Here is an 11878-nt window from a genome sequence, read left to right on the forward strand (position 1 = left end):
TTTAAGGCGACCCGACTAAATGAAAATTTAATAGTGCAATGTTGTTTGAAATCCAGAAAAGTTTGTGCTCGACTTTTTGGTGTGGGTTTGTTGATGATAAAAGTAGATTTTAATTTGTCAAATTTCATGATGATGTTGAATAAAAGAATAGTTGAAGCGTGTGGTGAAAAGTGTATTTTTTAAGCTCAGATTTAATGAAGAAAATGTATAAGAAAAGTTTTTTTTCCACATTGATTATTACCTTTTTTGCTAGGGGGGTGGCTGCATTTGGTGCTCTTTTCTTGTTGATTGTTCTAGGTCAGTTATATGGCGCTGATGGGGTGGGGGTTTACGCTCTGGCTCAAAGCGTTTGCCTAGGTTCAGGAATATTAGCAAAGTATGGAACGGACAACGCATTAGTTCGCTATGTTGGAGAAAATTATTTGTGCACAAATACCAAGAGGTATTTGTGCGAAGCTGTTATTTCTACTTTTTTCCTAAGCTGCACAGTGGCAATAGTGGTTTACGTCTTTAAAGACAATATTGGCAATTTTTTTGACAGCAAGTATCTAAGTGAGATTCTTAAAGGGATCTCGATCGCGATACCTGCGTTCACCACATGCCTTGTAATAGCAGGCTTTATGAAGGCTGTTCGTAAGCCGGCAACAGCTTGCCTATTAGGAAATGGCATATCGGCATTTTTGGTTGGTATAATAATAGCTTTGGATAGTATTTTTACTAAAATTATTTCAATTGATGACATAGGTGTGGTGGTGGCTTTGTCATCTTGGTTGGTCCTTATGTATGGTCTTTTTGAGACTGCCCGTTTTTTTATAAATAAAAAGTTGGTCCAAGAGCCAGAGAGGTTTGATAGAAAAAGGTTTTTTATTAGCGCTGGCGACTATTTTGTTATGAGTCTTTCCGGATTTATACAAAATGTGGTCGCCGTGGCAGTGGCTGGTATGCTCTTAAGTAGCCACGAACTTGGACTGTTCAAAGCGGCAGAAAGAACTGCATTTTTAATAAATTTCATCCTGGTAGTTTTGAATGCTATCCTCCCTCCACGCTTTGCTAGTCTATATAGAGAAAAAAAGCTTGAAGAGCTATCTGATTTAGCAAAGAAAGGAGCTTGCTTGGGCTTCCTTTTGGCTTTGCCTATGCTACTGATTTGCTTTGTAGTACCAGCGTCCGTATTGACCATTTTGGGTGGTGAATTCACTGATGCCGAAAATTTACTTCGTGTTATTGCATTGGGCCAATTGATAAATGTTTCGACTGGATCAGTCGGTTTTTTGTTAAACATGACCGGGCACGAGAGACTGATGAGGAATTTATCGTTAATATCAAGTGCATTAGGTATAGTATTTCTATATTTATTTATCAATATTATGGGCGTAAGCGGGGCCGCTTATGCTTTGTTTTTAACACTCGTTATGCAGAATGTTGCCGCACTTTTCTTTGTTAAAATGAAGCTGGGCTTTTGGGTTCTTCCAATGTATAGACGTAGTCATTAGTTAGAGATAAACACATGGTAGAGGGAAGGATTCGACCGAACAAGATGAGTAAAATAACTGAACGAAGGATAAGTTGCTGTATTCATACTATATCGTGAACTCTGCATCGAAGAACGGGCTACGATTTAGGCCTTTCTTGCACATAGCCTAGGTATATCTGAAAAGCCGAGTATTTTAACTTAATCATTTCTGTTATTATAGAGGGGGCATGGTAAAATGCTTCGAACTCTACCATCATAACTGTGATATGGTTAAGTACACTACCTCTCTCCTAATCAATAGGTCTCCCTCCCGTAACGGTTTAAGCTTTGGAAACCGTCTACTGAATGGTTTTGGCAGTGGCGAAACGATGCTACCTTCGAGGCTATCCTGACAGTCTACATATCAAGCTTCGGGAAGATGGTGTGAAGGATCTTGATTCTTGGGTTGTCGCTGCCACGTCGATTCGAACTACGCGGGCTGATCGTGGCGGCAGTAAAGGGGGAACGAGTGGACCCATTGACCATGGGGTCGGGGCCACCGAGGTGACCTGATCACCAAGTTTTACATGTTTTGCGATCGGAATGGCTGGCCACTAACTTTAACCGTGTCTGCGTGGCAAGGTTCAGATAACTGTCAATGTTCTTCCTTTTGGAGTAGTCCGACTGTGTAAGGCCACATCATGGCGGATAAAAACTACGGAAGTGGTTTCTTCCGCCGAGACTGCGATCGTCACCGGATGAAGCCGATCATCACTAAACGCAAGAGATATCTAAAAACCCGGCCGTTGGTTTCCCAAGGTATTCGAAAAGCCGTTCTAACGTGAAAGGAACGTTATCGAGCGCTGTATTATTGTTATAAAAAAACTACTCCTTAATTGTAGGCACTTTGATAGGCGCTCCAGCATTTTCAAGGCCATGATATGCCCAGCCTGCATAGACCGTTGTCTGCATGCAGACATACAGTCAAAACCTAACTTTGCCGCAAATTCTGAGTGCAACACCTGGCTGAACTGCTCAGGTGTTGCACCCATGTCATATTTTGAACTTTGTATCGAAAACGGGCGACGATCCAAGTCTGCCTCGCGCATGGCTTGAGCACCAGATAGCGTGGCGGCTCTTCTCGAGCGGTCTCCGGCGACTATCAATCGAGAGATAGGTCGTAATGGGGGCGGCCGATGGCAGATACCGTGTGCCACACGCACGATAAAGCCTCAGTATCTCTGCGCAGCCTGCTTTCCAAGGCGACACTTCTTTCTTAAGAGACCTCGGCTCGCTGTGAGTTCTGAATTCACAGAATAACTGAAGCACTTAGGACCACGATGTAGAGGCGGGAGGGCAGCGCAGGTACTCTTCCCGGCTCACCGATTAAAGTGAAGCAGAGCATGGGATACCGACAGCTAACCCAAACCCAACGATACCAGATATGTGCCCGTCATGACCTGGCCATGAGCCGCCGTCAAATCGCCAGAGAGCTTGGCAACCAACCAGTACGATCCGCCGTGAGCTGCGCAGCAACGCTGCCACTGGTGGCTACGATCCCGAGCAGGCGCAGTCCCGCAGTGATCATCAGCGACGCGCTGCTTGGGAGTGGACGAAGCGCTTACTCAGTTTGCTCACCGCCGTCGCCGGCTGGCGCGGGAGGAATGAATGGAGCCCGCAGCAGGTCAGCGGTTTCATTGAGCACTTGTCTGGTGTAGACGTCGGTCACCCGAGGATCTAGGCCTTGATCTGGGATAGTAGGGCTCGGGGTGGCGATCTCTGTCAGGATCTCCGCCAGACCAAGCGAAGCAGCCAGCACCGTGCTCAGGCAAAGAGCGCAGGGCCCAGCAAGATTCCCTACCGCGAGGGCATCAAGCATCGCCCCCCGGAGGCCAATTACAGGCGCTTCATTGGGTACTCTACCGCGGACTATGCAGGTCACAGAGAGAGTGACGCCGTGGTTCAGGGGCGCCTACAATCTGGCACGGTGACCCGGGTTGATCGACGTAGCAGCTATTTGCTGGCGGCACGATTGCCCAATATCTCAGCAGAGCTGAAGCAAAAAGGCATGATCCGCCTGTGAAAAGCCTCGCCGGGATGCTGTCCAGACCATCACGCTGTGCTCTGGGTCAGAGTTCGCGGATCATGAGACAGTGGCCTATGTGTTTAGTCCCGGAGTGTAATGGTCCATGGTACGAACCATTGATCTTGCCCACCAACAGTGGACACCCCGTTAAGGCAGTACACTGAACGAGGTGACCCCATGGCAAGGCAAGCAACGTCGATGAAGAAGACTCGCACCCGTTACTCCCAGGTCTACAAGGACGAGGCCTTGGCACTCGCTGACCGTGTTGGTGCCAGTGCCGCCGCCCGCGAGCTGGGTCTTCAACCCAGCGAGCTCTACCAATGGCGAGCCAAGGCTCAGCAGCAGCAGAGTGCCTCGGCTCGCGAGCAGGCCTTGGCGGAAGAGAACGCGAGGCTCAAGCGTCAGCTGGCTGAGAAGTCGGAAGAGCTTGAAATCGCGAAAAAACCGCGGTGTACTTCGCGAAAAGCCTGAAGTGAAGTACGCCTTCATCGAGCAGCATCGTCAGGCTTTCAGCATTCAACGGATGTGTGCGTTTCTCGGTGTCGCCCGCAGCGGCTACTACGCCTGGCGACTGCGGGTAGGTGTACCCTCTCCTCGCCGCCGCCGGCAAGCGCTCACCGATCAGCGCGTGGCTCAGGCCTTCGAGCAAGGCAAGGGGCGCTCAGGCGCCCCCAGGCTGACCCATGACCTGAACGATGCTGGCGTAGCCATCTGCCTCAATACCGTGGCTGCCAGCCTCTGTCGGCAAAACTTGCGGGCGAAAGCCGCGCGTAAGTTCAAGGCCACGACGAACTCACGGCATGGCCTGCCCGTCGCACCGAATCTGCTGGAGCAGGACTTCAGTGCTACGGCGCCGAACCAGAAATGGGTCGGCGACATCACTTACCTGGCGACTGGTGAGGGCTGGCTCTACCTGGCGGTGCTGATTGACCTGTATTCACGCAAGGTGATCGGCTGGGCGATGAGCGAGCGCATGACCGCTGACCTGGTCGGCGACGCGCTTCAGATGGCGCTGTGGAGCCGCAAGATGCCCAAGAGCGTCATCGTGCATAGCGACCGTGGTAGCCAGTATTGTTCGTCCCTGTACCAGTCGTTGCTGACCCGGCACGACCTCCGGTGCAGCATGAGTGCCAAGGGCAACTGTTACGACAATGCCTGCGCCGAGAGCTTCTTTCACAGTCTCAAGGTCGAGGCCATTCACGGCGAGCGACTCACGACCCGAGAAACCATGCGACGGCAGGTGTTCGAGTACATTGAGTTGGACTACAACCGGCAACGCCGTCACAGCACGATCGGGATGATCAGCCCAGAGGCCTTCGAGGCTCGAATGATCGCTTAGACCGGTGTGCACCAGTGCTGGGTAAGATCATTACTAGTCTAACGCCAGTAAGAATTGGATAAAGCCGCGATCTTCTGAATACTATGTAAAAGGTAAATGGTTGGGGGGGAAGCTATAATGTTTTCCGTAAAACTCGACATGTACCCATAAAATATTTGCTTTAGTTTGATATTGATTTGTTATAGTGGAATAATATGGAAAAAATATTTATTGTAGGAAGACATCGATCTGGAACGACAATGGTGTCTAATCTATTAGTTGAAAATGGTATCGCATATTCACCAGTACATGAAGAGCATAAGGGTGTTCACGAGAGTGCTTTTTTTAGCCACGTAGTGCCTTACTTTAATGGTTTCAAGAGTAATGAAGATAGATTGACCTTACACTATTCCTTTCAGAAATCAGATTACTTTAGATTGCTAGGTATTGGTGCAAAAAAACTTCCTCACAGTGAAAATAAATACCAGTATTTTTGTACTATAATGTCACAAGCAGCAGAAAAAAATGGCTACATTGCATGGTTGGAAAAAACACCAGCTCATAGTTTATTCGTTAGGGAGTTGTATGAAAATATAGAAGGAGTAAAAATTGTATGGGTGAAAAGAAACTTATATGATGTAATCAAATCCAATGTATATGCATTCGGCTGCCCTAGTAAAATAAGGTTTTGGTTTAAGCATGCGGTTATTTCGGGATGCTACGACAGAATACTGTATTCATTTCGGGAAAAAATGTATTGTGTAAGTTACGAAAAGTTTGTAGCTAATCCTAAACTTGAACTTTCCCTGTTGTCTGATCATCTTGTAGGTGGTAGACAAGTGACGATTGAGAAGTCTGGCTATTCAAAGAATTCTTCTTATGGAAAATTAAAAAGAGGAGAAAGTGATAAACTAAGAGATAAGATATATTTCAATATTTCCAGAGTATTATACTTTCTGATTTTTTATACTCCAGCTAACGTGATTGTGTTTGCAATTCATTGTAGGATGAAGCTTCGTACTAAGCTGCCATCTTGGTTCTATAAAGTATATTCTTAATTTGCTTAATTGAATCGTTGGCCGGAACCCGATCGAATCATTAAAGTTAAGTAACTATATCCTTTAAGGTTTTCTGCATAAAATAATTAGGGCGCTACAATTCAGCTAGCAAACAGCCTCAAATATCAAGAAAGTATCAGCTCCCCGGTCTCAAACTATAAGCACAACACAATCGGCGTGTCGGAGCTGTCGGAGCTCCAGGCTCTGACTTCTTGAGAATCTCTGCGCCCAGCTCCAAAGGAGTCTTCTCTTTTAACGTTGAGTGAGCCTGCGGTCTCATCGGGCTCTGATCTTACCCAGCATTGGTGGATACCTCCTGAGCGATCTGGGCTTCGAAGGCCTCAATACGGATCCTCCTAATCGCACCGTGCGGGCGCTGCCGGTTGTAGTCCATCTCGGTATATTCGAATATTTGCTGCAGCATGGCATTCCGGGTCGCGAATCGCTCACGACGGACCGCCTCCACCTTGAGGCTGTGGAAGAAGCTCTCGGCACAGGCATTGTCGTAGCAGTTGCCTTTGGCACTTATTGAAATGACCCGTCCAGAGCTGCACAGGGGATCGTGCAGCCATCAGGAGGACAAAATCTGTGACGAAAACCTATCAAGCCATGGACCGCGAAGTGCGCGCTCGCCGTGGTCATGGACATCTTCAAGGGCAAGACCGGAGCAGCTGAAGTGGCGCGACTGTACGATCTCACCGTCTCCGAGCTCTAGTGCTGAATCGATGAAGTCCAGCGCAGCATGAAAAACGGGTTTAGGGCTCGCCCGAAGGACGTCCGCGTGCAGTACGAATTTGAATTGCGGGAGACGAAGGAGGCGCTGGACGAGGCCCACCTGCAGATTTATGCGCTGAAAAAGTTTCGCCGCCTGCTCGACGAAGACGAAAACTCGTAAGGTCGCTGCAGGCGAAAATGGCCCGGCAGGGTCACTTGGTTTCGCTCGTCAAACTCTGTCAGTGGCTGGGGCTTCCCCAGCGGACGTTGTACTACCGTTCTAGGCCGTGGCGGCGCGCCATCAATACCGATCTGGCAGCGCACGTGAAGCTGGTCCTAGAACGGTTCCCTACCTCTATGGCTATCGTCGGCTGGCGTGCGTCCTGAGGAAGAACCGCAAGCCCATTCAGCGCATCCGTTCAGCTCAAAGGTTGGCAAGTGCGCAGGCGGCGGCAGAGCTTCTGCCTCCGTGCAAGAAGTCTGCCATCCGTTGCCTCGAGGCCTGATGAGCGCTAGGCGACAGACCTAACTCATATGTGGTGCGGTAAGGATCGGCGGACCAGCTAGGCGGTCATCATTGACTGCTGAAGTGATCCCCTCCAGAGCTGCACAGGGTATAGTGCAGCCATCAGGAGGACAAGATGAGCGACGACAATCAAATCAAGCGATGGACTGCCAAGCGCAAGGCTGCCGTGGTCATGGACATCTTCAAGGGCAAGACTACGGCCGCTGAAGTGGCTCGCCAATACGATCTCATCGTCTCTGAGCTCGGGGGCTGGATCGATGAAGCCCCGCGCAGTATGGAGAACGGGTTCAAAGCCGGCCCCAAGGACATCCGCGAGCAGTACGAGTCTGAGCTCCGTGAGACCAAGGAGGCACTTGGCGAGGCTCATCTGCATGTCTAAGCACTAAAAAATTCAAGCGCCTGCTCGACGGGGACGAGAACTCGTAAGGTCGCTGCAGGCGCAAATGGCGGAGGAAAGCGATGTGGTGTCGCTCGTCAAGCTCTGTCGATGGCTGGGATTCCCCGGCGAAGCCTGTATTACCGGCCCAGTCGCGGCAGCGTGTGATCAATGGAGACTTGGCGGCGTGGGTGAAACTGGCTTTGGAGCTATGGCTATCGCCGACTGGCGTGTGTCCTGGGGGAGAACCGCAAGCCGATTCAGCGCATCCTGCAGCTCAAAGGCTGGCAGGTGTGCAAACGGCCTCAGGGCTTCCGCCCACGTGCCAAGAGTCTGCCATCCGTCGCCTCGAGGCCTAATGAACGATGGGCGACCGATCTCACCCATGTGTGGTGTGGAAAGGATCGGCGAGCCAGCCTGGCGGCGATCATCGACTGCTGCACACGAGAGATCCTCGGCTGGCGATTATCTGACAATGGCAGCAGCAAGACCGCGGAGGCCGCGCTGGAGGAAGCCCTGATCTATCGGCTGGGAGCGCTTGGACCTGTTCAGCAACCGTTGGCCATTCGGTCAGATAACGGGCTCGTTTTCAGTAGTTGCCACTACACGGGCATGGTGAAGGTTTATGGCCTGATTCAGGAGTTCACGAGCTATATACACCGGAACAGAACGGGCTTGTGGAGCGTTTCTTCCAGTCTTTGATGGAGGAGTATCTGCCTCCATCGCTTTGAATCGCCTGGTAAGGCGAGAGACGCCATCAATAACTGGAATAGATACCATAGCGAAGAGGGGCCACTTCAAGTCTCCGGGCTACGTGGCCCCCCGTTCACCCCGACATTAGCCGCGTAAGGTGTGCAGAAACCAAAGGAGCTTTACATTTGTCTAGGAGATCAGTACTTGCACAACAGATAGTTCACTGGATAGAAGAGTAGTGTTAAAGAGAAATTTATATTATCAGCGTGGCCTTAAAACCTGCTGAACTGGTGTCAATGCCCGCTTGAGGGGCCGCATTCAGAGGCAGTATCCGAGGAAGGTGCTGACAGCTCTCCGTATGTAATGGACGATGGCACCGATCGAGTGACCTTCACGCATCAGCATGTTGGACGCTCTCCTGCTTTGAGGTGGTGGCAGTATAAAGTCATAGCGATAGCGTACCTGGGCGGCATAGGTGTTTAGTCCCGGAGTGTAATGATCCATGAGTTCGCCGAGTTCGCCGAGTTCGATTGGGATGATCTATGCAGCAGCTTTTTTGGCTTAGATGATCTTCCAGATGGGTATCCATATTAGTTTGACAAATTCGGTATCCTGCGTTCGGATGTTCCTTATACTAATAACAAAGTTGATCGGTTATACAGTAAAAGTTCCTGTTGATATAAACCTTGTAATATTTTTAATTTCTTTTGTGTATAGTTTTCAAGGTATTGAGTTTTTGTATGTTAATAAAAGATACTATGCCGCTGTCTAGGCCAAAAAATTATGTGCGCTTCGTTAGATGGAGTATAACACTAATTGCGTTGTTTTTTATTACAGTTCAAGTTAAGCCTAAAGATCCAAGTTCTGCAACTGTGTTAAACATTTATGTTATATCTGTAAGCTCTTTAATTGTTGTTAGTTTAGGAAGCAAAATAAAAAACAGAAATTTTCCGTCGCTTATATTTTGTGTAATTATTCTGCTTCTCGCCTTTTTATTCCATCTCGAATATAAGATAGTACTGGCATTGTTTTATTGTGTGACGCTCTATTTTATTATTCAAGAAGTTAGAGTAGATATTTTTTTTAGTGTAGTAAAAATATTGCTGGTCGTTAACTGTCTAGTGGTTGTTGTTCAATGGTGTCTATATAACTATGGAATAACTGTAGATTTTAATACTTTGATATTTCCATTTACAGAAGGGTCAATCTATGAATATTCGTGGGGAGGGGTTAGGTTTTCAGGGCTTCAAGCAGAACCTGGTTCTGTTGGAAATATTATAGCAATTTTGGTTATACTCTTGTTGCCATGTATGAAAATAGGTAAGATTAGCAACAAAGAAGCTTTTTTCTATGCTAGTATTTCTATTTTAGCTGGCCTTGGCAGTAGGTCGCTTGCATCAATATTTCTGGTTGTTGTTTCAATAATACCTCATGTTGTTATTTTTATCTCAATGAAGAATAGTTTAAATCGATTTTTTGGGCTATGCTCTCTCCTTTTTTTGTTTATACTTGGTCTCTCTCTGTATGTATCGGCGAACCCTTATGAAATGTCTGTTATTTCCTATTATATTGATAGATTAATGGGGGCCGGGGATTATACTGATGACAGTTTAATCTATAAGTTAGAAAATTTTTATTATATTGCTGAGAAAAGCACCGACGATCTTCTTCTAGGGAATGGGTTTTCGAGTATCGAATGCGAAGCTTGTGGTCACGTGCGTGGAAATGGTTCATTGTTTCATGCTTTCTTTTACCTTGGTCTTTTAGGCGCCGCACTTTTCTTACCTCTTGCCAAGATGATTCTTAAGAAACCTATATTGTTTTTCCCGATAATAGTTGTTTCGGCTTCTAGATTTAATATATTAACCCCTCTCTTTTGGATTGTTTTTTGGTTTTTTGTGATAAATCCAGTTAGGGAAATAAAAATCGGAGCTAGAGTTCATAAGTTCTATTTGTCTAAAGAGAAGCCTTCGTAATGAAAGCAATTCATTACCATTCGATTTCCGAGATATGACACAGAGAGATATGACACAGAGAAATAAGTGTATGTATCACCATTTACGTCAGCGTTGTTGCCAATCCTAATTTTCGATAACAACCGTAGTACTTTTGATCACGAGGTTGAGGTGGAAGGGGCTGCGCCGCAACCTTCTCGGCTATGAAGCAGAGCATTGGGTACTGACATCCAGCTCAAACCCAACCATATCAGCTATATACCAGTCACGACTTAAGCATAAGCAGCCCTAATCATTAGTCCTGGTGTATATTGAGCAGTGGTACGAACAATTGTCCGACAATGACCCGTCTCAAGAACTTCAAGAACGCGCCAAGACCATGCACTCCATCCGAGAAGACTTATTGCGATCGGCAACTAGGGACGTGGAGCTGAACCGCCGGTACAACCTCAATTCCAAAACTGTTCGCAAGTGGGGAGGTCGGAGGTCCGTAGAAGACGATCGCATTGGCCCTAAGCAGCCAAGCTGAGGAGGCCGTGGCGTTTACCTTTCGCTGAAGCACCTGGCTCGCCCACGAAGACGGTCTCTTTGTTCGCCCGTGTTTTATCCCTCACCTGAAACGTTCAAGCCTGCATCAGCTGTATCGGCGCTAGTTGTTTAGTCCCGGAGTGTAATGGTCCATGGTACGAACCATTGTCCGAGGAGGATCCATGGCTCAAGTACTTCGCCAACGCGCTAAGACCACGCACGCCACCCGAAAAGACATACAGCGATCGTCAGCTTCGGTCGCGGAGCTGAGCCGCCGTTCCCAGCTTAACCCCACAACAGTGCGTAAGTGGCGGCGTCGCAGTTCCGTGAAGGATGAGCGCATGGGGCGCTCTACCTCCTTGTCGGACCTTGAAGAGGCCGCGGCGATCACCTTTCGGCGCACTACTTGGCTCGCCCTGGATAACTGCCTCTTTGTACTCCAGCGCTTTATCCCTCATCTGACGCGGTCGAGGCTGCATCGGCTGTATGTGCGCCACGGCATCAGCCAGCTACCTCGCCAGACCGATGAGGCGACGACCAAGCCGTCATTCAAGCACTACCCGATCGGCTACCTGCATATGGACATCTGTGAGGTCCGCACCGGGGAGGGCGAGGCGTATCTGTTCGTGGCCGTCGATCGCACCTCCAAGTTTGTGCATGCCCGGCTCTATCGCAAGGCACAGCGGGAGCAGGCGGCTGAGTTCTTTCAAGACACGCTGCAAGCCGTATCGGGTGCACACCGTGCTGACAGATAATGGCTCGCAGTTTGCCAAGCGCCCAGGGACGGAATCCGACAAGCCGCATCGGTTTGATGTGGTCTGCCATCGGCATGGCATCGAGCATCGCCTGACACACCCCTTCAATCCATGGACCAACGCGCAGGTGGAACGGATGAATCGCACCATCAAAGAAGCGACCATTCGCAGCTTTCATTACGCCACTTTGGGCGAGCTGAGTAACCATCTAAAAGACTATCTCTGGGCGTATAACAGTGCTCGCCCGCTTCGAGCGCTCAAAGGAATAACACCCATTGGGTTAATTCTCGACTGCTGGCAGGATAACTCCGAGAGATTTCATGAAGACTCTGTCCACTACTTCCCGGGACTATACACCTAGCGCTCAATTAATCCAGTAGCAGGGATTAAGGGTTCTTTAAAAATAAAATCTCTTA

The 11878-nt window shown here is 48.6% G+C and carries 6 protein-coding genes and 2 pseudogenes; 7 read left to right on the forward strand and 1 reads right to left on the reverse strand.

Annotated features, from left to right (window positions below):
• Positions 1 to 203 precede the first annotated feature (203 nt).
• The 3 genes from NH448_RS06605 (at position 204) to NH448_RS06615 (ending at position 5915) form a co-directional block, all read left to right on the forward strand.
• Positions 204 to 1493, forward strand: coding sequence for an MATE family efflux transporter (locus NH448_RS06605; RefSeq protein ID WP_253028589.1), 1290 nt, complete (start codon positions 204 to 206; stop codon positions 1491 to 1493).
• Between the two features lie 2223 nt (positions 1494 to 3716).
• A protein-coding gene (locus tag NH448_RS06610) for an IS3 family transposase (protein ID WP_253028590.1) occupies positions 3717 to 4878 on the forward strand; the annotation gives its coding sequence in 2 pieces (ribosomal slippage) (positions 3717 to 3985 and positions 3984 to 4878; 1164 coding nt in all).
• 194 nt (positions 4879 to 5072) lie between these two features.
• Positions 5073 to 5915: a sulfotransferase gene (locus NH448_RS06615; protein WP_253028591.1), complete on the forward strand. Its 843-nt coding sequence runs from the start codon at positions 5073 to 5075 to the stop codon at positions 5913 to 5915.
• Between the two features lie 292 nt (positions 5916 to 6207).
• Here NH448_RS06615 and NH448_RS06620 read toward each other — a convergent pair.
• Positions 6208 to 6447 (reverse strand): annotated as a pseudogene (locus tag NH448_RS06620) (IS3 family transposase); the annotation flags it as partial.
• 823 nt (positions 6448 to 7270) lie between these two features.
• On the opposite strand from NH448_RS06620, the gene NH448_RS06625 reads away from it, so the two are divergent.
• The 4 genes and pseudogenes from NH448_RS06625 to NH448_RS06635 all read left to right on the forward strand — a co-directional run bounded on the left by NH448_RS06625 (position 7271) and on the right by NH448_RS06635 (position 11823).
• The gene (locus NH448_RS06625) at positions 7271 to 7534 is read left to right on the forward strand and encodes a DUF1153 domain-containing protein (protein ID WP_253028592.1); all 264 of its coding nucleotides are present in this window, start codon (positions 7271 to 7273) and stop codon (positions 7532 to 7534) included.
• Positions 7535 to 7918: 384 nt separating this feature from the next.
• On the forward strand, positions 7919 to 8233 hold the full coding sequence (locus tag NH448_RS23625; RefSeq protein WP_366077695.1) for a DDE-type integrase/transposase/recombinase: 315 nt from the start codon (positions 7919 to 7921) through the stop codon (positions 8231 to 8233).
• A 731-nt stretch (positions 8234 to 8964) separates the two neighbouring features.
• Positions 8965 to 10200 (forward strand): hypothetical protein, encoded by a 1236-nt coding sequence (locus NH448_RS06630; protein ID WP_253028593.1) that lies wholly within the window; start codon positions 8965 to 8967, stop codon positions 10198 to 10200.
• Positions 10201 to 10889: 689 nt separating this feature from the next.
• Positions 10890 to 11823: pseudogene (locus NH448_RS06635) on the forward strand (IS481 family transposase).
• Positions 11824 to 11878 lie beyond the last annotated feature (55 nt).

Source organism: Halomonas sp. OfavH-34-E, from assembly GCF_024124525.1.
GTDB lineage: Bacteria > Pseudomonadota > Gammaproteobacteria > Pseudomonadales > Halomonadaceae > Halomonas > Halomonas litopenaei.

What these genes read in the sequence shown, in the direction of transcription:
- NH448_RS06605 (WP_253028589.1), top strand. Translation starts at nt 204, where the DNA reads ATGTATAAGAAAAGTTTTTTTTCCACATTGATTATTACCTTTTTTGCT.
- NH448_RS06615 (WP_253028591.1), top strand. Translation starts at nt 5,073, where the DNA reads ATGGAAAAAATATTTATTGTAGGAAGACATCGATCTGGAACGACAATG.
- NH448_RS06625 (WP_253028592.1), top strand. Translation starts at nt 7,271, where the DNA reads ATGAGCGACGACAATCAAATCAAGCGATGGACTGCCAAGCGCAAGGCT.
- NH448_RS06630 (WP_253028593.1), top strand. Translation starts at nt 8,965, where the DNA reads ATGTTAATAAAAGATACTATGCCGCTGTCTAGGCCAAAAAATTATGTG.